Annotated in this window: 19 protein-coding genes and 1 pseudogene; 4 read left to right on the forward strand and 16 right to left on the reverse strand. The window is 64.2% G+C overall.

Going from position 1 to position 23883, the window contains the following annotated elements; translation table 11 throughout:
- Positions 1 to 320: 320 nt before the first annotated feature.
- Positions 321 to 1136, forward strand: coding sequence for a posphoenolpyruvate synthetase regulatory kinase/phosphorylase PpsR (gene ppsR, locus L0U82_RS10495; protein WP_233830602.1), 816 nt, complete (start codon positions 321 to 323; stop codon positions 1134 to 1136).
- Between the two features lie 70 nt (positions 1137 to 1206).
- Here the strand turns inward: ppsR and L0U82_RS10500 are convergent, their stop codons facing one another.
- The 16 genes from L0U82_RS10500 to rpsB form a co-directional block, all read right to left on the reverse strand.
- A complete protein-coding gene (locus L0U82_RS10500) occupies positions 1207 to 1992 on the reverse strand; it encodes a TrmH family RNA methyltransferase (RefSeq protein ID WP_233830604.1) in 786 nt (261 codons plus the stop codon).
- A gap of 150 nt (positions 1993 to 2142) precedes the next feature.
- Positions 2143 to 2889: a ribonuclease HII gene (rnhB, locus tag L0U82_RS10505; protein WP_233830606.1), complete on the reverse strand. Its 747-nt coding sequence runs from the start codon at positions 2887 to 2889 to the stop codon at positions 2143 to 2145.
- Positions 2886 to 4055 (reverse strand): lipid-A-disaccharide synthase, encoded by a 1170-nt coding sequence (gene lpxB, locus L0U82_RS10510; RefSeq protein WP_233830608.1) that lies wholly within the window; start codon positions 4053 to 4055, stop codon positions 2886 to 2888. The genes rnhB and lpxB overlap by 4 nt, the downstream gene beginning before the upstream one ends.
- 3 nt (positions 4056 to 4058) lie before the next feature.
- Positions 4059 to 4847 (reverse strand): acyl-ACP--UDP-N-acetylglucosamine O-acyltransferase, encoded by a 789-nt coding sequence (gene lpxA / locus L0U82_RS10515; RefSeq protein WP_233830609.1) that lies wholly within the window; start codon positions 4845 to 4847, stop codon positions 4059 to 4061.
- 96 nt (positions 4848 to 4943) lie between these two features.
- On the reverse strand, positions 4944 to 5408 hold the full coding sequence (gene fabZ, locus L0U82_RS10520; RefSeq protein WP_011488858.1) for a 3-hydroxyacyl-ACP dehydratase FabZ: 465 nt from the start codon (positions 5406 to 5408) through the stop codon (positions 4944 to 4946).
- Positions 5409 to 5592: 184 nt separating this feature from the next.
- Positions 5593 to 6699: a UDP-3-O-(3-hydroxymyristoyl)glucosamine N-acyltransferase gene (lpxD, locus tag L0U82_RS10525; protein ID WP_233830612.1), complete on the reverse strand. Its 1107-nt coding sequence runs from the start codon at positions 6697 to 6699 to the stop codon at positions 5593 to 5595.
- 136 nt (positions 6700 to 6835) lie between these two features.
- On the reverse strand, positions 6836 to 7357 hold the full coding sequence (locus L0U82_RS10530; protein WP_233833229.1) for an OmpH family outer membrane protein: 522 nt from the start codon (positions 7355 to 7357) through the stop codon (positions 6836 to 6838).
- A gap of 76 nt (positions 7358 to 7433) precedes the next feature.
- Positions 7434 to 9755: an outer membrane protein assembly factor BamA gene (bamA, locus tag L0U82_RS10535; protein WP_233830615.1), complete on the reverse strand. Its 2322-nt coding sequence runs from the start codon at positions 9753 to 9755 to the stop codon at positions 7434 to 7436.
- Between the two features lie 67 nt (positions 9756 to 9822).
- Positions 9823 to 11217, reverse strand: coding sequence for an RIP metalloprotease RseP (gene rseP, locus L0U82_RS10540; protein ID WP_233830618.1), 1395 nt, complete (start codon positions 11215 to 11217; stop codon positions 9823 to 9825).
- A 7-nt stretch (positions 11218 to 11224) separates the two neighbouring features.
- A complete protein-coding gene (locus tag L0U82_RS10545) occupies positions 11225 to 12430 on the reverse strand; it encodes a 1-deoxy-D-xylulose-5-phosphate reductoisomerase (RefSeq protein ID WP_233830620.1) in 1206 nt (401 codons plus the stop codon).
- A 10-nt stretch (positions 12431 to 12440) separates the two neighbouring features.
- Complete coding sequence (locus L0U82_RS10550) at positions 12441 to 13262, reverse strand: phosphatidate cytidylyltransferase (protein WP_233830622.1); 822 nt, start codon at positions 13260 to 13262, stop codon at positions 12441 to 12443.
- Complete coding sequence (gene uppS / locus L0U82_RS10555; protein ID WP_233830624.1) at positions 13256 to 14038, reverse strand: polyprenyl diphosphate synthase; 783 nt, start codon at positions 14036 to 14038, stop codon at positions 13256 to 13258. The genes L0U82_RS10550 and uppS overlap by 7 nt, the downstream gene beginning before the upstream one ends.
- A 62-nt stretch (positions 14039 to 14100) precedes the next feature.
- The gene (frr, locus tag L0U82_RS10560) at positions 14101 to 14661 is read right to left on the reverse strand and encodes a ribosome recycling factor (RefSeq protein ID WP_233830626.1); all 561 of its coding nucleotides are present in this window, start codon (positions 14659 to 14661) and stop codon (positions 14101 to 14103) included.
- Between the two features lie 98 nt (positions 14662 to 14759).
- Positions 14760 to 15473 carry a UMP kinase gene (pyrH, locus tag L0U82_RS10565; protein ID WP_233830628.1) on the reverse strand — a complete coding sequence of 238 codons (714 nt, stop codon included), beginning with the start codon at positions 15471 to 15473 and terminating at the stop codon, positions 14760 to 14762.
- 221 nt (positions 15474 to 15694) lie between these two features.
- The gene (gene tsf / locus L0U82_RS10570; RefSeq protein WP_233830630.1) at positions 15695 to 16576 is read right to left on the reverse strand and encodes a translation elongation factor Ts; all 882 of its coding nucleotides are present in this window, start codon (positions 16574 to 16576) and stop codon (positions 15695 to 15697) included.
- Between the two features lie 217 nt (positions 16577 to 16793).
- A complete protein-coding gene (gene rpsB / locus L0U82_RS10575) occupies positions 16794 to 17546 on the reverse strand; it encodes a 30S ribosomal protein S2 (protein ID WP_018417646.1) in 753 nt (250 codons plus the stop codon).
- 552 nt (positions 17547 to 18098) lie between these two features.
- On the opposite strand from rpsB, the gene map reads away from it, so the two are divergent.
- The 3 genes and pseudogenes from map to L0U82_RS10590 all read left to right on the forward strand — a co-directional run.
- Complete coding sequence (map, locus tag L0U82_RS10580) at positions 18099 to 18908, forward strand: type I methionyl aminopeptidase (protein ID WP_233830633.1); 810 nt, start codon at positions 18099 to 18101, stop codon at positions 18906 to 18908.
- Positions 18909 to 18940: 32 nt separating this feature from the next.
- A complete protein-coding gene (locus tag L0U82_RS10585; protein ID WP_233830635.1) occupies positions 18941 to 21520 on the forward strand; it encodes a [protein-PII] uridylyltransferase in 2580 nt (859 codons plus the stop codon).
- Between the two features lie 222 nt (positions 21521 to 21742).
- Positions 21743 to 23806 (forward strand): annotated as a pseudogene (locus L0U82_RS10590) (pseudouridine synthase); the annotation flags it as partial.
- Between the last annotated feature and the right edge of the window lie 77 nt (positions 23807 to 23883).

Consider the following 23883-nt stretch of genomic DNA (forward strand, 5'->3'; position numbering starts at 1 on the left):
GAAATGTGGCAGTCGTACAAGAATTGCGCGTCGGAATTGCACACCGAAGCGCGCCCAGACCCAGCCAGCGGGCTTTTACGACGCGTGGCCGGTTTTACGGGTACGATCGTGACGTCCATGACGCGCCGCGCCGATGTGACCGCCCTCCCGGTCAGCGGCTGGAGCGGCGAGCCATCACCGCGCTGCCTGATGCGAGCCGTGCCGGGCGTTTGTTTGGTTACATAGCACGTCGGCCAGGCTCACAATTGCGCGTCACAGCGCCCATTTCGTAGCCGCACTTCAACGCACCATTTTCACAGCCTCAGTTCACTGCCCCGCTAATGCCGCCCACCGTATTCATCGTCTCCGACGGTACCGGGATTACTGCCGAAACCTTCGCGCATTCGATCCTCTCCCAGTTCGACCAGAAATTCCGTCTGGTTCGCGTGCCCTTCGTCGATTCGACCGAAAAGGCCTACGCTACGCTCGAAAAAATCAATGAGGCGGTCGTGCAGGATGGCCGTCGCCCGATCGTCTTCACGACGCTCGTCGACAGCGCATCGAATCAGATCGTCAAGGGCTCGAACGCGCTCGTGCTTGATATGTTCCAAACCTTCGTCGAGCCGCTCGAACAGGAGCTCGAGCTGAAGTCGAGCCATGCGATGGGCCGCGGCCACCAGAATGCGGATACCGAGGAATACAAGAACCGGATCGAGGCGATCAATTTCTCGCTCGCGCACGACGATGGTCAGTCGAACCGCAATCTCGCGGACGCCGACGTGATCCTCGTCGGCGTATCGCGTAGCGGCAAGACGCCGACGAGCCTGTATCTGGCGATGCAGTACGGCGTGAAGGCAGCGAACTATCCGCTGATTCCCGAAGATTTCGAACGCGGCAAGCTGCCCACGCCGCTGCTCGAGCATCGGCAGAAGATGTTCGGTCTGTCGATCGATCCGCAGCGCCTGTCGGAGATCCGCAACGAGCGGCGCCCGGGCAGCAAGTACGCGGCGCCGGAAAACTGCCGCTATGAGATCAACGAAGCGGAAGCGATGATGCGACGCGAGGGGATCAAGTGGCTGTCGTCGACGCACAAGTCGATCGAAGAGATCGCGACGACGATCCTGCAGGAAATCAGGCTGGACCGGCCATCGTATTGAGCGCCGGTTGAGGTGGGTGGCGCGACGCGGGGGCAACTGACAAGATTGCCCGCGCCACCGCCCGCCTACGTTACTTTCGGCCGCGCTGCTGCCGGCACTGCTCGAACACGCAGACAGCCGCGGCGGCCGCCACGTTCAGCGACTCCATGCCGCCCGGCTGCGGAATCGTCACCCGCAACGACACCGCGTCGCGCCAGAGCTGCGACACCCCTGCTCCCTCATTGCCGAATACCCACGCGAGCGGCCTGCTCAGGTCGCAGTCGTAGATGGCCTCGGCGCCATGCGAATCGGTGATGACGATCGGCACCGCGAGGCGTTCGATCAACGCGCTCGAATCGCAGTCCTCGTGGATCTGCAACAAAAAATGCGCGCCCATGCCCGAGCGCAATACTTTCGACGACCACGCGTATGCGGTGCCCGGCGCGCAGAACACCTGCTCGATGCCCGCGGCGGCTGCGCTGCGCAGAATCGAACCGACATTGCCCGCATCCTGCACGCCGTCGAGCACGAGGCAGTTCTGAGCGATACGGTCGGGCAACGGCGCGTCGAGCTTCTCGACGAGCAGCAGAATGCCGACCCCATGCACGACGTTCGACAACTGGCCGAACAACGCGTCCGGCAACGTCACGAGCCGTTGCGCGTCGATGCGCGACACAATCGCCTGCGCTTCATCGTGACGCAGCGCGCCGTCGGTGACGACACATAATTCCGGCTGCCCGGCGACGTCGAGATAAGCACTCGCGAGGTGGAAACCCTCGAGCAGCGCGTGGCCGCCGCGGCGCTGTTGATGCGTCGAACCGGCCAGTGCCTTCAGGCGCTTGTAGAGCGGATTGTCCCGCGAGGTGATGGCTTTCACAGGCAGCGAAGGCAGTGAGAATGGAAAAGGAACGGGCGATGCCGTGGATCGGCAGCGCGGGCGGTGCTTATACGGTGCCTTGTACGGGTGCTTAAGCCGCGCTCATACATCGTTCATACGGGTCTTCGCGCGACTTTTTACGCAGCGGTTTTACGCGATGCCGGCCTCGCCGAACGCATCATCGTCGAACACCACCTCGGACACGACGATCACGCCAGCCGCCGGCCGTGGCACGCTCGTGCCGAACCGCAGATGCGCTTCACGCACCGGTGCAAACGAACGCCGATGATGCTCGCACGGCCCATGCTCGCGCAGCGCCGCGAGATGCTGCGGCGTGCCATAACCGGCATGCGCGTCGAAGCCGTACGCCGGAAAGGTCTGGTGAAGTTCGAGCAGCATGCGGTCGCGTGTGACCTTGGCGAGAATCGACGCCGCCGAGATGCTCTTGACCAGCGCGTCGCCGCCGATCACCGCTTCGCTGCGAATGCTGAGCGTCGGGCAGCGGTTGCCGTCCACCTTCACGAGCGTCGGCACGACCGACAACCCTTCCACCGCGCGCTTCATCGCGAGCATCGTCGCGTGCAGGATATTCAGCGAATCGATCTCTTCGACTGTCGCCGATGCGATGCAGTACGCGAGCGCGCGATCGACGATCTTGTCGTACAGCTCCTCGCGCTTTTTCGCAGTGAGCGCCTTCGAATCGTCGAGACCGCGAATCATCGGCTTCGCCGGATCGAAAATCACCGCCGCCGCAACGACAGGGCCAGCGAGAGGGCCGCGCCCCGCTTCGTCGACACCGCAAACGATCTCATCCGCACTGTCGAAGTTCAGGCCGGCTTGCGCGGCCAGCCGGGCGACGGCAGCGCTCCCGCGGCGAGGCGCGCGCGCGGCGGTCATGCCCGCCCCGCCCGCTTTTCGACCACGCTGGCCACGACTTCGGCCGCACGCTGCGCGGTGTTCTGCTTCAGCACGTGATGCATCTCCGTGAAGATTTCCGTCAGCGTGCGCCGGTTCGATTCGTCGCGCAACTGTTTCAGCGTCGCCTCGGCGAGCGCCTGCGGCGTCGCGAAATGCTGCAGGATTTCGGGGACCACGAAGCGCCCCGCCAAGATGTTCGGCAGGCCGACGTACGGCAGATAGCCCTGGCGGCGCATGATCTGACCTGTCAGCCAGGGCACCTTGTACGAGATCACCATCGGCTTTTTCAGCAACGCCGCTTCGAGCGTCACGGTGCCGCTCTTGACCAGAATCGCGTCGGCGGCGGTCATCGCGAGCTGCGACTGGCCATCGGTGATGGTCAGCGCAAGCCCCGGATGCGAATCGACGAGCGGTTGCAGCAGCGCGCGCAACGCCGGCGTGGCCGCCGGCATCACGAAGCGCACGCTGGGCTCCTGGTGCTGCATCATCTCCATCGCGGCAAAAAAGGTCGGGCCGATCAGATCGATTTCCGAGCGCCGGCTACCCGGCAGTACCGCGATCACCGGCCCGCTTTCCGCGAGGCCCAGCGTGCGGCGCGCGCCTAGCGTGTCGGGTTCGAGCGGAATCTGATCGGCGAGCGGGTGGCCCACGTACGATGCCGTGACGCCCGCCTTCTGCAGCAGCGCGGTTTCGAACGGAAACACGCACAGCATGTGGTCGACCGCCTTGGCGATCTTCTTGATGCGCCCGCCGCGCCACGCCCAGATGGACGGACAGACGAAGTGAACCGTGGGAATGCCCGCGTCGCGCAGCGCGTGCTCGAGCCCGAAGTTGAAATCGGGCGCATCGACGCCGACAAAGACCGACGGCGGCTCGGCAAGCAACTGGCGCTTCAGTTCGTTGCGAATGCCGAGGATTCCGGGGATATGCCGCAGCGCTTCGACATAGCCGCGCACCGAGAGCTTTTCCATCGGCCAGTGCGCGTCGAAGCCGGTGGCGATCATGCGCGGACCGCCGATGCCGTAGTACTGCGTGACGGCCGGCAGACGGCTCGCGAGACCGTCGAGCAGCGACGCGGCGAGCAGGTCGCCGGACGGCTCGCCGGCCACCATCGCGACGCGCAGCGGACTGGGTTGCAGCGCCATCGCTTAGCGGATGATGCCGCGTTGCGACGCTTCGACGAACGCGAGCAGCGTCTGCACCGGAGCATCGCCATCGCCGCCGGCCGTGCCCAGTTCCCGCAGCTGCACCTTCGCCTCTTCGAGCGACAGGCCGTTCTTGTACAGCACGCGATACGCGGTGCGCAGCACCGAGATCGCATCAGCCGAGAAGCCGCGGCGACGCAGACCTTCAACGTTGATGCCGTGCGGCTCGGCCTTGTTGCCCGCCGCGATCACGTACGGCGGCACGTCCTGCACGAGCGCCGACGCGCCGCCGAGCATCGAATGCGCGCCGATGCGCACGAACTGATGCACGCCCGACATGCCGCCGATGATCGCGTAGTCGCCGATCGTCACGTGGCCGGCCATCTGCGCGTTGCTCGACAGGATCACGTTGCTGCCGACGTGGCAATCGTGGCCAATGTGCACGTACGCCATGATCCAGTTGTCGTCACCGAGCGATGTGACGCCAGCGTCCTGCACCGTACCGGTGTGGATCGTTGTGAACTCGCGGATCGTATTGCGATTGCCGATCACGAGCCGGGTCGGCTCGTCCTTGTACTTCATGTCCTGCGGACGGCCGCCCACCGATGCGTAGTGGCCGATCCGGTTGTCTTCGCCGATCGTGGTATGGCCTTCGATCACGCTGTGCGAACCGACCGTGCTGCGCGCGCCGATCGTCACGTGTGCGCCGATTACCGCATAGGGTCCGACTTCGACGGATTCGTCGAGCTGCGCGCCCGGTTCGATGATCGCAGTGGGATGGATCCTGCTCATGCGTCCTCGCTTCTGATTCTGTTGCGTTGTCTGGATGAACCCGCCGCGGACCGGCCGCGCGTATCTATCGCGCCACCTGCTGCCCGCGTAGGGTCGTCAAGCGTCTTTGTCCGTGTGGCGCACCGCGCACATCAGATCGGCTTCCGCCGCGACAACCCCATCCACTTCCGCGCGCGCCTTGAACTTCCAGATGCCGCGCATGTGACGCTCGAACGTGCAGTTCAGGATCAGTTGATCGCCCGGCTCCACCACGCGCTTGAAACGCGCGTTGTCGATGCCGACGAACAGGTAAAGCGTGTTCGACGGATCGCTCGGCTCTTCCGAGAACGTCAGCAACGCCGCCGTCTGCGCGAGCGCTTCGAGAATCAGCACGCCTGGCATCACCGGCCGGGTCGGGAAATGCCCCTGAAAATACGGCTCATTGATCGACACGTTCTTCAACGCTTTGATGTTCTTGTGCGGCTCGAGTTCGAGCACGCGATCGACCAGCAGGATCGGATAACGATGCGGCAGAAGCGTGAGAATCTTATGAATGTCGAGATTGATTTTTTCGGTGCTCATGGTGTTTCTGCTCACGCATTGACTGCGCGGTGATGAATGCGGATGCTGGTGCAGGTGGATTGAAACGTGGGCGGCCGGCGCCCTCGGTACCCGGTTGCCGTGCCACCCGGCCACGGCATCCGGCTTTGCTTCGTGATGCACGCCCGCTATTTTACGCGGCGCTGACTGATCGCCCTGATATCTGTCAGATATTGTCGCTCGCGGCCGCCGGGCCGCCCGCCACGTTGGCGGCGTTGTCCGCCGCGGCGGCTTCGAGTGCCTTGATGCGATCGCGAAGCTTGTCGATATTGCGCAGCAGCGCCGCGCTTTTGTTCCAGTCCGCATGGTTCACGGCCGGGAACGCGCTCGTGTACATGCCGGGCTTCAGCAGCGACTTCGACACGCCTGATTTCGCGGTGACGATCACGTAATCGGCGAGCGTCACGTGTCCGGCGATGCCGACCGCGCCGCCGATCATGCAATGACGGCCAATGGTGGTGCTGCCCGCAACGCCCGCGCAACCGGCGATCACCGTATAAGCGCCGATCTTGCAGTTGTGGCCGATCTGCACGAGATTGTCGATCTTCACGCACTCTTCGATGATCGTGTCGGCCATCGCGCCGCGGTCGATCGTCGTGTTCGCGCCGATTTCGACGTCGTTCGCGATCGACACGCCACCAACCTGCGGAATCTTCACCCAGCTACCGGTGCGCGCTTCGCCCTCGCCGACGAAGTCCGGCGCGAAACCGAAACCGTCCGAGCCGATCACCGCGCCCGCATGCACGATCACGCGCTCGCCGAGCTTGCAGCCGTGATACACGGTGACGTTCGGATAAAGATGCGAGTTCGCGCCGACGCGCGTGCCGCGGCCGATCACCACATTGGCGTCGAGCCGCGCGTGCTCGCCGATCACCCCGCCGGCTTCGACCGTGACGCGCGGGCCGATCACCGCGCTCGCGGCGATCTGCGCGGAAGGGTCGATGGTTGCGCTTGGATGCACGCCGGGCGCGGCTTTCGGCGCGGCGAGATCGATGAAGGTTTGCGCGACGCGCGCAAAGTAAGCGTACGGATTCGGCGTGACGATGAAGTTACGGGCATCGCGCGACGCGAGCTTCGCCAGGTCGCCGGCATTGATCAGCACCGCGCCCGCACGGGTCGTCTCGACCTGCGACAGATACTTCGGATTGGCGAGGAACGCCAACTGGTCCGGGCCTGCCTGGTCGAGTGGCGCGAGGCTGCCTACACGCTGCGAACCGTCTCCGACTACCTCACCACCGAACCGCTGGACGATGTCCTCGAGCGTAAATGCCATGCCTATCCTGTCTCCTTTGTCGACCAGAGTTAGCGCTTTAGCGCTTACTCCGGTCCCTGCAAAACACCACCGCCGTTCAACCGCTCCCGTCATACCAGACGAGCATCGACGCCCGCCCGGAAACAACGCGCCGCAATCAGTTTCCCGACGCCGCCAGCGCCTTCAGTACCTGGTCGGTAATATCGATGCGCGGGCTCACGTACACCGCTTCCTGCACGATCAGATCGTAGTGCTGCGTCTCGGCAATCTGCTTGATGACCTTGTTCGCGCGATCGAGCACCGCGGCCAGTTCCTCGTTGCGGCGCTGATTGAGGTCTTCGCGGAATTCGCGCTGCTTGCGCTGAAAGTCCGAGTCGAGCTGCGACAAGTCACGCTGCTTCTGCGCGCGATCGGCGGCCGACATCGACGCGCCATTCTTGTCGAGCGCATCGGACATCGACTTGAGCTTCTGCGCCATATCGGCGAGATCCTTGTCGCGCTTCGCGAACTCGGCCTCCAGCTTCAACTGCGCAGCCTTCGCCGCAGCCGATTCGCGCAGGATACGGTCGGAGTTCACCGCGGCGATCCTCGCCTCCTGCGCATGCGCGACCCCGACCCACAAGGTCATGGCCAGCGCCAATGCACACGCTACACGTTTCGAAAACATACCGGTTAGCAAAGTCATCCTCTCGATACCGTAGTTTGGCCAGACCCGCCGCCGGGAGTCGCTCGCGGCCGGACCGCCTGCCGCGCGATCAGAACGCCGTCCCGATCTGGAACTGGAACTTCTGATACTGGTCGCCAGTGTGCTTGACGAGCGGGAAACCAAGGCTCAACTTGAGCGGGCCGATCGGCGAGATCCACGCGAGACCCACACCGTAGCCGTAACGCAGGCCGTTCGCGCCGGTGCCCGCACACCCGGTCGTCGTACAACTTGCTTGTCCCCAGACGTTACCGCCATCCAGGAACGTAAACACACGCAGCGTGCGGTCATAGCCTGTGCCGGGCAACGGGAACGTCAGTTCGATATTGCCCACGAGCATCTTCGAACCGCCAATCGGGTCGTTCGTCTTGCCGTCGCGCGGACCCAGCGAACTCGGCTCATAGCCACGCACCGAACCGATACCGCCCGCGTAGTAGTTCTTGAAAATCGGATACGGCTTGCCGCCGAGGCCGTTACCGTAGCCGCCCTGGAAGTTGAAGCCCAGCACGAAGCCGCGCGCGAACGAGTAATAGTACTGCGCGTTGATGTCGGCCTTGTAGTACTGGGTGCCGCCGACCGGCGTGCCGTATTCGGCATTCGCCTGGGTGAAGTAACCGCGGCTCGGAACCAGCGCGCTGTCACGCGCATCACGCGACCAGCCCACCGTCAGCGGCACGTTGTTCGACACGCGGCCGAACTCGTTCACGTAGTCGATATAGCTTTGCGGCGTGTTCGAATCGATGTCGAGCTGGTTCTGCTCGAAGCCGACGCCAAAGTAGACCGTGTCGACTTCGGAGAACGGAATGCCGAACTTCAGGTCGGCACCCGCCGTCACGATCTTGAAGCTCGAATCCGTCGAGTAGTACAGCGGCTGGTACGTGCGGTAGTAGACATCGGTAATCCGCTTGATGCCGTCCACCGTGAAGTACGGATCGACCTGCGTGACCGTCAGCGTACGGTACGTCTTCGCGGTGTTGACGTTCACCGACAGGCTCGTGCCCGAACCGAACACGTTGTCCTGCGAAATACCCGCGGACAGCACCACCTTGTCCGTCGACGAAAAGCCTGCGCCGAGCGTGATCGCGCCGGTCGGCTTTTCGGCGACCTTCACGTCGATGTCGACCTGGTCGGGCGTGCCTTCCACCGGCACCGTGGTCACGTCGACGTCGGTAAAGTAGCCGAGACGGTTGATACGGTCCTTCGACAGCGACAGCCGATTCGAATCGAACCACGAGCTTTCGAGCTGGCGCATTTCCCGGCGCACCACTTCGTCGCGCGTACGGGTGTTGCCGACCACGTTGATGCGGCGCACGTAGACGCGGCGGCTCGGGTCGACCTGCAGCGTCAGGTCGACCGTGTGATTTTTCTGGTCGATCTGCGGCTGCGCATTGACGGTTGCGAACGCGTAGCCGTATTCGCCGAGCTTGTCGACGATCGCCTTGGTCGTAGCCTGCAGCTTTTCAGCGGAGAAACGGTCGCCCGGTTTGATCTTGATCAGCTTCTTCAGCTCGGCTTCGCGGTCGAGCAGATTGCCGGCAAGGCGGATATTCGAGATCGTGTACGGCTCGCCTTCGTGCAGCGTGACCGTCAGATACATGTCCTTCTTGTCCGGCGTGATCGACACCTGGGTCGACTCGATGCTGAACTCGAGGTAGCCGCGGTTCAGGTAGTACGAGCGGATGTTCTCGAGGTCGCCGGTGAGCTTGTCTTTCGCGTACAGGTCGTTCTTCGTGTACCACGAGAACCAGTTCGGCGTGGACAGCTGCATTTCATCGCGCAGCGTGCCGGTGCTGAACGCCTTGTTGCCGATGAAGTTGATCTGACGGATCTTCGCGCTCGGACCTTCGGCGACCGAGAACAGCAGCGCAACGCGATTGCGGTCGATCGGCGTGATCGTGGTGGTCACTTCGGCGGCATAGTAACCGCGCGTCAAATATTGACGCTTCAGTTCCTGCTCGGCCTTGTCGACCAGCGCCTTGTCGTAGTAGCGGCCTTGCGACAGCCCGACCGCGCGCAGCGCCTTGGTCAGGTTGTCCTTGTCGAATTCGTGGATGCCGGCGAAGTCGATCGTGCCGATCGCGGGGCGCTCCTGCACCTGCACGATGACGACGTTGCCTTCGGTTGCGATCTTGACGTCGTTGAAGAAGCCGGTCGCATACAGCGCGCGAATCGCTTCCGATGCCTTGTCGTCGGAGAACGTATCGCCCTGCTTGATGGGCAGATACGCGAACACCGTACCGGGTTCGACGCGTTGCAATCCCTCAATGCGAATGTCTTGCACCACGAAGGGCGTCGTTGCGTGAGCAACCAGCCCATGCGCGGCGAGTGCCGCGGCTATAACCGTCTTTGGACCAAAGCGATGAGGTTTGAACAACGTGCTTCCCCAGTGTGTATAGCTGCATCAGGCCGGGCGGCCGCCCTCGAGAACGCCGCCGGACACTTTAAAAATGGATTAAACGAGCCAGATCGTTGAACAGCGCAATCGCCGACAACGCGACGATGCAGGCAAGACCCGCCCTCTGAAAAACGAGTTGCCAGCGATCGGCGACAACTTTACCGGTCACAGCTTCAACCAAATAATATAACAGATGACCCCCGTCCAATACCGGAATTGGGAGGAGGTTCAGCACGCCGAGGCTAATGCTGACAAGGGCCAGGAACGACAAAAACGCCGACGGACCAAGGCGCGCGCTCTTGCCCGCATAGTCGGCGATCGTCACCGGACCGGACAGGTTCTTCAGCGACGCCTCGCCGACGATCATCCGCCCGAACATGCGCACCGAGTACACCGCGAGGTCCCACGTGCGGCGCGCGCCGAGCTGCACGCTTTCAACCGGCCCATAGCGCACGTCGATCGACGGCACCTGGGTCGCCAGTTCAGCACCGATGCGCCCGACCTGCTGCCCGCTCGCCGCATCGCGCTGCAGTTGCGGCACGATGCTGAGTTCGTCGAGTGCGCCCGCCGCGTGGCCACCGCGCCCGCCGCGCTCCACTTGCAGCGTGACCGGCACGCCGGCGTGCGATTTTACATAAGCGATGAAGGCCGCGGCATTATCGGTCGGCGTACCGTTGATCGCACGCAGTCTGTCGCCGGTGACGAGACCCGCCTTCTGCGCGGCGCTGCCCGGCTGTACGCCCGCCACCGTCAGCTTGCCGCCGCCCGGCTCGAAGCCCAGACGCGACATGAAATCGTCGTCGACGTCTTTCTCGCCGAGCCCACGCAGATCCATCGGGAAATCGGACGTGCCGTGACCGTCCTTCGCGATCAACACGATGTGTTGATGATCGAACGCGGCGCCGAGCAGTTTCCAGCGCAGATCCGACCACGAGCGCACCGACGCGGTTTCGTCGTTGCTACCGGCGCGTACGCCGACGATCGTCTCGCCGCCTTCGAAGCCGGCCTGCGCGGCCGGCGTGTTCGACGCGGGCGTCGCGATCACGGCCGCCGGTTCGGTCACGCCGGTCGCGAATACCAGCGCGAACAGCGCGATCGCCAGCAGGAAGTTCGCGATCGGACCGGCCGCGACGATCGCGAAGCGCCGCCACACTGACTGGCGATTGAAAGCATGCGGCAGATCCGCCGCCGGAATCGCCGCGGTGCCGGTTTCGCGCTCGTCGAGCATCTTCACGTAGCCGCCGAGCGGCAGCGCGGCGATCGTCCATTCAGTGCCCGTCTTCGGACTCACCCACTGCACGAGCGGCTTGCCGAAGCCGATCGAAAAGCGCAGCACCTTCACGCCGCACAAACGTGCGACGCTGTAGTGCCCGTACTCGTGGACGACCACGAGCACACCAATCGCCACCGCGAAGGCGAGCAGTTCGATCAGCAGGTTCATAAACGCCTCACTGGACGGCGCGTTCCGTGCGACGGGCGCCCTCGGGCAGACGCGCGATGAAGTCGGTTGCGGCACGGCGCGCGGCGGCGTCCGCTTCGATCACGTCATCGAGCGCGTGCGCGCTGCGGTTCGGCAAGCCGTTGAGGACCGAGTCGACCACCTCGGCAATCGCCATGAAGCCGATGCGGCGCGTGAGGAATGCTTCGACCGCCACTTCGTTCGCCGCATTCAGCGCCGCGCTCGCAATACCGCCTTCGGCGAGCGCCTTCATCGCCAGCGCGAGACACGGGAAGCGCGCGTAGTCGGGCTTCTCGAACGACAGCGACGCAATGCCGGCGAGATCGAGCTGGGCGACGCCCGAATCGACGCGATCTGGGAAGGCCAGCGCGTGCGCGATCGGCGTGCGCATGTCGGGGTTGCCGAGCTGCGCGAGCACCGAGCCGTCTGCGTACGACACGAGCGAATGGATCACGCTCTGCGGATGGATCAGCACGTCGATGCGATCGCCCGGCAGGTTGAACAGCCAGTGCGCCTCGATCACCTCGAGACCCTTGTTCATCATCGTGGCCGAATCGACCGAAATCTTGCGACCCATGACCCAGTTCGGATGCTTGCAGGCTTCGTCCGGTGTCACATCGACGAGCGTGGCCGGCTCGCGCGTGCGGAACGGGCCGCCCGACGCGGTCAGGATGATCTTGGAGACGCCGCCGTGCAGCGAGGCTTCGCGCGGCAGACATTGGAAAATCGCATTGTGTTCGCTGTCGACGGGCAGCAGTACCGCGCCGTTGTCGCGCACCGCGTCCATGAAGATGGCGCCGGACATCACCAGCGCTTCCTTGTTGGCGAGCAGGATGCGTTTGCCCGCGCGCGCCGCGGCGAGACTCGGCGCAAGGCCGGCCGCGCCGACGATCGCCGCGACCACGGTATCGCAGCCGTCGCTCTTCGCGACCTCGACAAGCGCTTGCGGCCCGTACGTCACCTCGGTCTTGCTGCCCGCTTCGCGCAGCTTCGCGGCGACCCGCGCGGCCGTGTCGGCGTCGCCGACCACCGCGACTTCCGGCGCAAAGCGCAGGCATTGCTCGACGAGCTTGTCGCCGTTGCGATGCGCGGACAGCGCGTAAATCGAGAAACGCTCCGGATGACGCGCGACGACGTCGAGCGTGCTGTCTCCAATCGAGCCCGTGGAACCGAGCAATGTCAGACGTTTTTGCATATCTCTTTCTCTAGCCGAGCAGCAGCATCGCGAGCGGTAGCACCGGCAGCAATGCGTCGATGCGATCGAGCACGCCACCGTGCCCCGGCAACAGGCCGCTCGAGTCCTTGACGCCAGCCTGGCGTTTCAACATCGATTCGAACAGGTCACCGACGATGCTGAAGGCCACCAGCAAGGTCAGCGCGAGCACGGTGCGCAGTGCGCCCAGTTGCGCGAGCAGCGCCGAATACAAGGTCGGCTCGAACGCGTGTAAAAAAACGGCCACAGCCGCGACGATCATCACCAGCAGCCAGCCGCCGATTGCGCCCTCCCAGGTTTTACCCGGACTGATGGCGGGCGCCAATTTGTGTTTTCCGAACGCTTTTCCGGAGAAGTATGCGCCGATATCGGCGAGCCATACCAATAACAGCAGCGACAGCACGAACGGCACGCCCTGCATGCGCGCGGCAACGAGAGCATGCCAGCAGGCGATGAAACCGACGATACCGGCAAGAAACAGGAACGCGCGCCACGCGCCCTGCGCCAACACAGGCTTGCGCAGCAGCACGAATGGACCGGCGACGACCCAGAAGATCGCGGCCGCCTGGAAGAACGGCCGCGCGTGCTCGGCGCCAACGCCAAGCCGCGTGCTGGTGACGAGCGCGAGTGCCGCGACGAGCGCATACAGCACCGGCCCCGCACCGCCGACCTTGAGCAGGCGCGCCCACTCCCACGCGGCGAACACGACGACGAAGGCGATCAGCGCACCGAACGCGCCAACCGGCGCGAACAGTGTGACCGGCAGGAACACTGCCAGCAGGACGATCGCCGTGATGACACGGGTTTTTAGCATGGAAGCGAATCGACGTTCTGCGATTGCGGCTCGAGTTGAGCACTGGTGCGGCCGAAACGGCGCTCACGCTCGGCGTACGAAGCGATGGCGTGACCGAGCGCGTCCGCATCGAAGTCCGGCCAGAACGTGTCGGTGAAATAGAACTCGGTGTAAGCGAGCTGCCACAGCAGGAAGTTGCTGACGCGGTGCTCACCGCCGGTGCGGATGAACAGGTCGGGCTCCGGCGCATAGGCCATCGACAGGTACTGGGCGAACGAATCCTCGTTGATTTCGACTGCCTTGCCGGCGAGCGCCGACTGCTCGGCGAGCTTGCGGGTGGCCTGCATGATGTCCCAGCGCCCGCCGTAATTCGCGGCGATGGTCAGCGTCAGACGGGTGTTACGCGCGGTCTTGGTTTCCGCGCGTTTGATCAGATCGCGGATCTTCACGTCGAAACGCTCAAGATCGCCGACCACGCGAAGACGGATGCCGTTCGCGTGCAGCTTGCCGATCTCGCGTTCGAGCGCGGTAACGAACAGGCGCATCAGGAACGACACCTCTTCGTTCGGACGGCGCCAGTTTTCCGAGCTGAACGCAAACAGCGTCAGATACTCGACACCCCGCCGCGCGCATGCCTCGACGGCCGCCCGCACCGCGTCGACGCCGCGCGTATGGCCCGCCACGCGCGGCAGACGCCGCTGGGTGGCCCAACGGCCGTTGCCATCCATGATGATCGCGATATGTCGCGGCACCGCGGCGACTTCAGGCACGCGCACGGTTGAGCTGGTATAGGTCATGGCCGTCGGGACAGTAATGCCAGTAAAGAAGTGAGAATCTGCGGGTGCTGAGCCGAACGGCGTCAGACCGTCATGATCTCGGCTTCTTTCGTCACGACGAGCTTGTCGATTTCAGCGACGAACTTGTCCGTCAGCTTCTGGACATCGTCACCGGCGCGACGCTCGTCGTCTTCCGAGATTTCCTTGTCCTTGACGAGCTTCTTCAACTGCTCGTTGGCGTCGCGGCGCAGATTGCGCACCGCCACCTTGGCCGTTTCAGCTTCGCTACGCACGACCTTGGTCAGCTCGCGGCGGCGCTCTTCGGTGAGCGCGGGCATCGGCACGCGGATCACATCGCCGTGCGTGGCCGGGTTCAGACCGAGGTCCGATTCGCGGATCGCCTTTTCGACGACCTGGACCATCTTCTTTTCCCACGGCTGCACGCCGATCGTGCGCGCGTCGATCAGCGTGAGGTTCGCGACCTGCGAAATCGGCACCGGCGAACCGTAGTAGTCGCACTGGATATGGTCGAGCAGGCCCGTATGCGCACGGCCCGTGCGGATCTTCGACAGGTCGTTCTTGAACGCGTCGATCGAACGCTGCATCTTCTGTTCAACGCCCTTTTTGATATCAGCCACAGACATTTTTAACCTCCGAACCTTCAAAACGGTGCGAGCCGCCCGGCACGCGCGATGCGGCGGCCCGGGCTCGCGTCAAAGCCCACGGTAATGTAAACGAGAGTTTACACGTGGACGAGGGTGCCTTCGTCCTCACCCAACACGATGCGCTTGAGGGCACCGGGCTTGACGATCGAAAACACGCGGATCGGCAGCTTCTGGTCACGGCACAGCGCAAAAGCCGTCGCGTCCATCACCTGCAGATTGCGGCCGATCGCCTCGTCGAAGCTGATCGTCGTGTAACGGGTCGCGCTGGGATCCTTCTTCGGATCCGCCGAGTAGACGCCGTCCACCTTGGTTGCCTTCAGCACCACTTCCGCACCGACTTCCGAGCCGCGCAACGCGGCTGCCGTATCGGTCGTGAAGAACGGGTTGCCGGTGCCGGCCGCGAAGATCACGACCCGGCCCTCTTCGAGCTGGCGGATCGCGCGGGGCCGGATGTACGGCTCGACCACCTGGTCCATGCGCAGCGCCGACTGCACGCGCGCCTCGATGCCGGCGTGACGCATCGCGTCCTGCAGCGCCAGCGCATTCATCATCGTGGCCAGCATGCCCATGTAGTCGGCCGTCGCGCGGTCCATGCCGGCCGCGCCGCCCGCCACGCCACGGAAGATATTGCCGCCGCCGATCACCACGGCCAGTTGCGTTCCGAGACGGACCACTTCGGCCACGTCCGCCACCATTCGTTCGATGGTCGCGCGATTGATGCCGAAGGCATCGTCGCCCATCAGAGCTTCACCGGAGAGTTTAAGCAGGACGCGTTTATAGGCAGTGGGCATAGGGGTATCCAGATCGCGCAGAACAGGGCAACAACAAGGGACTAATGTAGGGGTGAAATGCTGATTCGGGCAAGCGCCGCCAAATTTGACGAAACATCTGGCTCGTCCGCTGCGCCCGCGCGGCGGGGGTAACCCGTGCGCGGCCTTGCGGCGCTGCCGAGCGCGGCGAAGTCATGCTTCGCCGCGGGTGCAACGGTACGGCAGTAAAGCTTAGGTAAGGCTTATTGTTGCTTTGCAGCAGCGACCTGGGCGGCCACTTCCGCGGCGAAGTCGTCCTGCTTCTTCTCGATGCCTTCGCCGACCACGAACAGCGCGAACTTCTGCACGCTCGAGTTCGCTGCCTTCAGCATCTGTTCGATCGTCTGCTTGTCGTTCTTCACGAACGTCTGGTTCAGCAGCGACACTTCCTTCAGGTACTTCTGAACGCTGCCGTCGACCATCTTCGCGACGATTTCAGCCGGCTTGCCCGATTCGGCGGCCTTCTGTTCAGCGATGCTGCGTTCCTTGGCGATCAGGTCGGCCGGCACGTCGTTCGACGACAGCGAGACCGGCTTCATCGCGGCGATGTGCATCGCCACGTCCTTGCCGACCTGCTCGTCCGCACCGGTGTACTCGACCAGCACGCCGATGCGCGTGCCATGCAGGTACGCTGCCAGCTTGTTCGCGGTTTCGAAGCGCTCGAAACGGCGGATCGAGATGTTTTCACCGATCTTGCCGACCAGCGCGAGACGCACTGCGTCGACCGTCGAGCCGTCGAGCGGCAGTGCCGACAGCGCGGCGACGTCAGCCGGGTTTTGCGTCGCGACCAGCTCGGCGACCGTCTTCGAGAATGCGAGGAAGTCGTCGTTCTTCGAGACGAAGTCGGTTTCGCAGTTCAGTTCGACCAGCGAACCGGCATTGCCACCGATGGACGATGCCACCACGCCTTCCGCCGTGACGCGCGATGCAGCCTTGCTCGCCTTGTTGCCAAGCTTCACGCGCAGCAGCTCTTCAGCGCGCGCCATATCGCCGTCGGCTTCCGTCAACGCCTTCTTGCACTCCATCATCGGCGCGTCGGTCTTTGCGCGCAGTTCTGCAACCATGCTTGCGGTAATTGCCGCCATCATTTGCTCCTTGGGTTCTGTCTGTCACACGCCGCCCGCATTTCGATGCCGGCGGCAGGAATTCGTTTCAGCGTTTTCGCGTATTTTTGCGAGCGGCGCGCGGGACGCCGCCGGAAGCATCCTGCCAGATGCTCGTTACAACACCTGTTACAAACGTCGCGGCTTAAAAAAAGGGGGCCTCTTGAAAGCCCCCTTTTATGCCGGACACTGGGCAGCCTTACGCTTCCGAGTTGACCTCGACGAACTCGTCGCCGTCGCCGCCACGGGCAGCCTGGACCACTTCGTTGACCGCATTCGCACGGCCTTCGAGGATCGCGTCGGCCACGCCAGCCGCGTACAGAGCAACCGCCTTGCTGGCGTCGTCGTTACCCGGGATCACGTAGTCCACACCTTCCGGCGAGTGGTTCGTATCGACCACGGCGATGACCGGAATACCGAGCTTGTTCGCTTCGGTCACGGCAATCTTGTGGTAGCCGACGTCGACGACGAAAATCGCATCCGGAATGCCGCCCATGTCCTTCACGCCGCCGATCGACTTCTGCAGCTTGGCCATTTCGCGTTCGAACAGCAGCGCTTCCTTCTTGCTCATGCGTTCGGTTTCACCCGCTTCCAGCGCCGCTTCCATGTCTTTCAGGCGCTTGATCGAAACCTTCAGCGTCTTGAAGTTGGTCAGCATGCCGCCGAGCCAGCGTGCATTGACGAACGGCATACCGGCGCGCTGCGCTTCCTGGGCGATCGTGTCGCGCGACTGACGCTTCGTGCCGACGAACAGGATCGTGCCGCGGTTCGATGCCAGCTGACGCGCGTACTTCAGCGCGTCGTTGTACATCGGCAGCGTCTTTTCGAGGTTGATGATGTGAATCTTGTTGCGATGACCGAAAATGAACGGGGCCATCTTGGGGTTCCAGAAGCGCGTTTGGTGACCGAAGTGGACACCGGCTTCCAGCATTTGACGCATCGTAACTGCCATGAAAATCTCCGCGAGGGTTGGGTCTTAAGCCGGCTGCCGTATCGACCGCGCCCGCCTTTCGTTTCGGCTGGCACGGGCGACACCCTGGGTGCGCCGGCTTGCGAGTGGACTGCCTGTACTGCTTCACAACTCGCGACGCAGGAAAACCGCAGCGCCACGAAAAGCCTTTCCCGACCTGCCGTCTTGCAATGTAATCAAATGCAATACAAACCGGACTTGGATCGACTTAGCCAAAGATTATAGCACGCGACTACTGGCTCACTCAACCTGCGCGGGTAGTGCCCGCCCGCTGCGGATGGGCTGGCGCGCCGCCCACGCGATCCGCTCCAGACAGACCCTAAGCAGCCCCGAAATCGAGCCCTTTATACGGATAACCCCCGGATAACCCATAGCTCGCCGGCAAAAGTCCGTTCGAACGAGGTCCTCGGAAAGCATCAGCCCCATCGCACCGGCGACACCTTCGCCAAAACGCCTGAACCCGCTTGCAAAAGCCTGCGGAGGCCGAAATATGGTGAGATAATCTCGCGATATATCGCATTTCAGGCCCGACTCATGGCTATTACCCTCAAAAACGATCACGATATCGCGCAGATGCGCGTCGCCTGCCGACTCGCCAGCGAAGTGCTCGACTACATCACGCCGTTCGTCAAGGCCGGCGTCACGACCGGCGAACTCGACCGTCTGTGCCACGAATACATGCTCAAGGAACAGGGCACGATTCCAGCACCGCTCAATTACCAGCCGCCCGGCTACCCGCCCTATCCGAAAGCCACCTGCATTTCCGTCAACGACGTGATCTGCCACGGCATCCCCGGCGACAAGGCGCTGAAGAACGGCGACGCGCTGAATATCGACATCACGGTCATCAAGGAAGGCTATTTCGGCGACACGAGCCGGATGTTTATCGTCGGCGAAGGCTCGATCATGGCGAAGCGGCTCGTGCAGGCCACCTTCGAGTGCATGTGGCTCGGCATCGACCAGGTGCGGCCCGGCGCGCATCTCGGCGATATCGGCTATGCGATCCAGAAGCATGCCGAAGGCCTCGGCTATAGCGTGGTGCGCGAATACTGCGGCCACGGCATCGGCACCGTGTTTCACGAAGATCCGCAGATCCTGCACTACGGCCGTCCCGGCACCGGGCTCGAGTTGCAGACAGGCATGATCTTCACGATCGAACCGATGATCAACGCCGGACGCCGCGACATCCGCACGATGCCGGATCAGTGGACCGTCAAGACCAAGGACCGCAGCCTGTCCGCGCAATGGGAGCACACGGTGCTCGTCACGGAGACAGGCTACGACGTGCTGACCGTGTCGGCCGGCACACCCGCGCGGCCGCCCGTCGTCGCGGCGACCGCCTGAGCGGACGCCGACACCATCATTACCGCCCGCCAATGAGTAGCGTTTCAGCCGTCGCCCCCACCCAAACCACGTCGCTCAAGGCGGACTACAAGGTGGCCAAAGCCCAGTTGCTGGAACGCTTTGGCAGCGCCACTAACGTCGACGCCCTGATGGGTGCGCTCGCGCGCGCCACCGACAACTCGCTGCGTGCCGCCTGGGACACCTGCGAGCTACCGGGCGAGCTGGCGCTCGTCGCCGTCGGCGGCTACGGGCGCGGCGAACTCGCGCCCCACTCCGACATCGACATTCTGGTGCTGCTGCCCGATGCGCCGTGCCCGCATCTCGACGCGCGCATCGAACACTTCATCAGCCTCGCCTGGGATCTTGGCCTCGAGCTCGGCAGCAGCGTGCGCAGCGTGTCGGAATGCCTGGTGGAAGCGGCCAACGACATCACGGTGCGCACCTCGCTGCTGGAGGCGCGGCGCATCACCGGCAGCGCGGAGCTGTTCGACGATTTCGCGCGGCGTTATCGCGCCGCGCTCGATCCGAAAGCGTTCTTCCAGGCGAAGGTGCTCGAAATGCGCCAGCGCCACGCGAAGTTTCAGGACACGCCGTACGCGCTCGAACCGAACATCAAGGAAAGCCCGGGCGGCCTGCGCGATCTGCAGCTGATCCTGTGGGTCACGCAGGCGGCGGGCTTCGGCAGCAGCTGGCGCGAACTCGACGCGCGCGGCCTCATCACCGAGCGCGAAGCGCGTGAGCTGCGCCGCAACGAAGGCTTTTTGAAATCGCTGCGAGCGCGGCTGCACGTGATCGCGGGCCGCCGCCAGGACATTCTGGTGTTCGACCTGCAGACACCGGTCGCCGAAAGCCTCGGCTATAAGCCGACCGCGACCAAACGCGCGAGCGAACAGCTGATGCGGCGTTACTACTGGGCCGCGAAAGCCGTCACGCAGCTGGCGACGATCCTGATCCAGAACATCGAGGCGCAGCTTTTCCCGAACACGAGCGGCATCACGCGGGTGCTGTCGGACCGCTTCGTCGAAAAGCAGGGCATGCTGGAGATCGCCGACGACGACGTGTTCCAGCGCGAGCCGAACGCGATCCTCGAAGCGTTTTTGCTGTACGAACGCATACCCGGCGTGAAAGGCCTGTCGGCGCGCACGCTGCGCGCGATCTACAACGCGCGCGACGTGATGAACCAGCACTGGCGGCGCGATCCGGAAAACCGCCGTCTGTTCATGGAGATCCTGAAGCAGCCGGCCGGCATCACGCATGCGTTCCGGCTGATGAACCAGACCAGCGTGCTCGGTCGCTATCTGCTGAATTTCCGGCGCATCGTCGGCCAGATGCAGCATGACCTGTATCACGTCTACACGGTCGATCAGCACATCCTGATGGTGCTGCGCAATCTGCGCCGCTTCGCGGTGGCCGAACATACGCACGAATATCCGTTCTGCAGCCAGTTGATGGTCAGCTTCGACCGCGAATGGGTGCTGTACGTCGCGGCGCTGTTTCACGACATCGCGAAAGGCCGCGGCGGCGACCACTCGACGCTCGGCATGGCCGACGCGCAGCGCTTCTGCCGCCAGCACGGCATCGAAGGCGAGGACGGCGATCTGATCGTGTGGCTGGTGCAGCAGCACCTGACGATGAGCCAGGTCGCGCAGAAGCAGGATACGAGCGACCCCGAAGTGATCAAGCGCTTTGCCGAACAGGTCGGCACCGAGCGGCGACTGACCGCGCTTTACCTGCTGACCGTGGCCGATATCCGCGGCACCAGCCCGAAGGTCTGGAACACGTGGAAAGGCAAGCTACTCGAGGATCTGTACCGCAGCACGCTCGCCGTGCTGGGCGGCGCGCGGCCCGACGCGCATTCGGAACTCAAGTCGCGCCAGGAAGAAGCGCTGGCGCTGCTGCGACTGGAGACCGTGCCCGAAGGCGCGCAACGGGCGCTGTGGAGCAAGCTCGACGTCGGTTATTTCCTGCGCCACGACGCGGCCGATATCGCGTGGCAGACGCGCGTGCTGTACCGCCACGTCGAAACGCCGACACCTTTCGTGCGCGCCCGTCCGTCGCCGATCGGCGAAGCGCTGCAGGTGCTGGTGTACGTGAAGGACCAGCCGGATCTGTTTGCCGGCATCTGCGCGTACTTCGACCGCAACGGGCTTTCCGTGCTCGATGCGCGCGTGAGCACGACCCGCCACGGCTACGCGCTCGATAACTTCATCGTCGCGCACACCGAGCAGGACGTGCATTACCGCGACATCGCCAATCTGGTCGAACAGGAGTTGACCGCGCGCCTCGCCGGCCACGGCACGCTGCTGCCGGGACCGTCGAAGGGCCGGTTGTCGCGCCTGTCGCGCACCTTTCCGATTACGCCGCGCGTCGACCTGCGGGCCGACGAGCGCGGTCAGTACTACATCCTGTCCGTGTCGGCGAACGACCGGCCGGGCCTTCTTTATTCGATCGCGCGCGTGCTCGCCGAACACCGGGTCGGCGTTGCGTCGGCGCGGATCAATACGCTCGGCGAACGCGTCGAGGACGTATTCCTGCTCGAAGGACACAGCCTGTCGGACAGTCGCCTGCAAATACAGGTCGAAACCGAATTGCTGCGCGCGATCGCAGTGTGAGATTTCATGCGAGTCAAATTAACAGCCAAGCATCCGCGGCCGGCATCGACCGAACGCGCCCCTGTCCGCTCCGGCAGCGCATCCGCGCGTAAGCCGACGCGCCCTGCCCGGCCGGAGTCGCCGTCGGCGAAGTCCGGCGCGCCCCGGGACGCGGCGGCGGATGCCGCGAAACGAGCAGCGGGCGGCAGGCCGGCTGGCAGCGGTGCGCGCCCGGAACGGGCGGAAGGATCGTTCGCCCGCAAGCGTGATACGGGTGCCGCGGCGGCGCCGCGACGCACGGGTGATACCACGGCGCGTGGCGAACGCGCGCCGCGTCGATTTGAAGGTGCGGGGGAACGTAGCGAACGTGCACCGCGTCGATTTGAAGGTGCGGGTGAGCGTGGCGAACGTGCGCCGCGTCGGTTTGAAGGTGCGAGTGAACGCGGCGAGCGTGCACCTCGTCGGTTCGAAGGAACGGGGGAACGTAGCGAACGCGCACCGCGGAGGTTTGAAGGTGCGGGGGAACGTGGCGAACGTGCGCCGCGCCGGTTCGAAGGTACGGGTGAACGTAGCGAACGCGCACCGCGTCGGTTTGAAGGCTCGGGTGAACGTAGCGAACGCGCACCACACCGGTTTGAAGGTGCGGGTGAACGTAGCGAGCGTGCACCGCGTCGGTTTGAAGGTACAGGCGAACGCAGCGAACGCGCTCCGCGTCGGTTTGAAGGCTCGAGTGAACGTAGCGAGCGAGCGCCGCGCCGGTTTGAAGGTACAGGTGAACGCAGCGAACGCGCACCGCGTCGGTTTGATGGCTCGAGTGAACGCAGCGAACGCGCACCACGCCGATTTGAAGGCGCAAGTGAACGCGGCGAACGCGCCCCGCGCAGTTTTGGCGACCGCCCGCCCCGTCGCGATGACGGTGAACGTCGCTCGTTCAGCGGTCCGCGCGCAGGCGCAGGTCGTCCGTCGGAAGGCAGCACACGCGGTGACCGGCCGGTGCGCGGCGAGCGCGATGCCGCCGATCGTCCGCGCTTCGGCAATGATCGCGGCGCGCCGCAGGACCGTCGCGGCGCCGGGCGCCCCGAGGGCAGCGCCGGCGCACCGCGCCGCTTTGAAGGCGAGCGTGGTGAGCGCAGCTTCGCGAAACCCGTAAGAGGCAGCTCCGGCGAGCGTTCAGATCGCTCGGAGCGGCCATCGCGCGCGCCGCGTGACGATCGCGACGACCGTAACAGGCAGCGCGGCGAGCGTAGCGAACGCGCCGACTGGACACCCGCCAAACGCGAATTCGGCGAGCGCCCGGCACGCCGCGCCGATGCGGCCGAGCGCCCTGCCCGCGGCTTCGACAAAGCGTCGTCGGCCACCGCGCGCCGCACGCCCGACGAACGTCCCGCTCGCGCCGGCAAACCGCACTCCGCCGCATCGACGACGCCGCGCCGCGGCGCGGACATCGGCACGCCGCGTGATGATGCCCATCACGACACAGCGCACGACACAGAACATGACTCATCGCAAGACGCTCAGCACCCGCCGCGCCGCGACCGGGAAGACGCGCCCGGCATGTTGCGCCTGTCCAAGCTGATGTCCAAACTCGGCATCTGCTCACGCCGCGAGGCCGATGAGTGGATCGAAAAGGGCTGGGTCATGGTCGACGGCGAACGCGTCGATACGCTCGGCACCAAGGTCTATCCGGACCAGCGCATCGACATCGATCCCGCCGCCGAAGCCGCGCAGTCAAGCCAGGTAACGGTGCTGATTCACAAGCCGGTCGGTCTGGTCTCGGGTCAAGCCGAGGACGGCTATCAGCCGGCCATCACGCTCGTCACGCCGGAGAACCGCTGGGAAGGCGACCAGTCGGGCATCCCGTTCGCGGTGTCGCATCTGCGTCAACTGGCGCCGGCCGGACGACTGGACATCGATTCGACCGGCCTGCTCGTGCTCACGCAGGATGGCCGCATCGCCAAACAGCTGATCGGCGGGCATTCGGAAGTCGACAAGGAATATCTGGTGCGCGTCGCCTATGGCGAGCACACCGTCGATGTCGAGAGCCACTTCCCGGCTGAAAGCCTCGCGTTGTTGCGCCACGGGCTGTCACTCGACGACGTACCGCTCCGCCCCGCCGAAGTCAGTTGGCAGAACGGCGAGCAGTTGCGCTTCGTGCTGCGCGAGGGCAAGAAACGCCAGATTCGCCGGATGTGCGAGCTGGTCGGCCTCGAAGTGGTCGGCCTGAAGCGCGTACGCATGGGCCGCGTGGTGCTCGGCGCACTGCCTCCGGGCCAATGGCGCTATCTGTCGGAAGACGAAACGTTCTGATGCCGGGCGTGGTCGCTCGTTGTGAGCCGGGCGCGCCCCGCAAAACAAAAAACCCACGCACAGGCGTGGGTTTTTTA

It is taken from the genome of Paraburkholderia sp. ZP32-5, from assembly GCF_021390495.1.
Classification (GTDB): Bacteria; Pseudomonadota; Gammaproteobacteria; order Burkholderiales; family Burkholderiaceae; genus Paraburkholderia.

What these genes read in the sequence shown, in the direction of transcription:
- ppsR (WP_233830602.1), top strand. Translation starts at nt 321, where the DNA reads ATGCCGCCCACCGTATTCATCGTCTCCGACGGTACCGGGATTACTGCC.
- rnhB (WP_233830606.1), bottom strand. Translation starts at nt 2,889, where the DNA reads ATGACCGCCGCGCGCGCGCCTCGCCGCGGGAGCGCTGCCGTCGCCCGG.
- lpxB (WP_233830608.1), bottom strand. Translation starts at nt 4,055, where the DNA reads ATGGCGCTGCAACCCAGTCCGCTGCGCGTCGCGATGGTGGCCGGCGAG.
- lpxA (WP_233830609.1), bottom strand. Translation starts at nt 4,847, where the DNA reads ATGAGCAGGATCCATCCCACTGCGATCATCGAACCGGGCGCGCAGCTC.
- fabZ (WP_011488858.1), bottom strand. Translation starts at nt 5,408, where the DNA reads ATGAGCACCGAAAAAATCAATCTCGACATTCATAAGATTCTCACGCTT.
- lpxD (WP_233830612.1), bottom strand. Translation starts at nt 6,699, where the DNA reads ATGGCATTTACGCTCGAGGACATCGTCCAGCGGTTCGGTGGTGAGGTA.
- rseP (WP_233830618.1), bottom strand. Translation starts at nt 11,217, where the DNA reads ATGAACCTGCTGATCGAACTGCTCGCCTTCGCGGTGGCGATTGGTGTG.
- L0U82_RS10545 (WP_233830620.1), bottom strand. Translation starts at nt 12,430, where the DNA reads ATGCAAAAACGTCTGACATTGCTCGGTTCCACGGGCTCGATTGGAGAC.
- L0U82_RS10550 (WP_233830622.1), bottom strand. Translation starts at nt 13,262, where the DNA reads ATGCTAAAAACCCGTGTCATCACGGCGATCGTCCTGCTGGCAGTGTTC.
- uppS (WP_233830624.1), bottom strand. Translation starts at nt 14,038, where the DNA reads ATGACCTATACCAGCTCAACCGTGCGCGTGCCTGAAGTCGCCGCGGTG.
- frr (WP_233830626.1), bottom strand. Translation starts at nt 14,661, where the DNA reads ATGTCTGTGGCTGATATCAAAAAGGGCGTTGAACAGAAGATGCAGCGT.
- pyrH (WP_233830628.1), bottom strand. Translation starts at nt 15,473, where the DNA reads ATGCCCACTGCCTATAAACGCGTCCTGCTTAAACTCTCCGGTGAAGCT.
- tsf (WP_233830630.1), bottom strand. Translation starts at nt 16,576, where the DNA reads ATGGCGGCAATTACCGCAAGCATGGTTGCAGAACTGCGCGCAAAGACC.
- rpsB (WP_018417646.1), bottom strand. Translation starts at nt 17,546, where the DNA reads ATGGCAGTTACGATGCGTCAAATGCTGGAAGCCGGTGTCCACTTCGGT.
- map (WP_233830633.1), top strand. Translation starts at nt 18,099, where the DNA reads ATGGCTATTACCCTCAAAAACGATCACGATATCGCGCAGATGCGCGTC.
- L0U82_RS10585 (WP_233830635.1), top strand. Translation starts at nt 18,941, where the DNA reads ATGAGTAGCGTTTCAGCCGTCGCCCCCACCCAAACCACGTCGCTCAAG.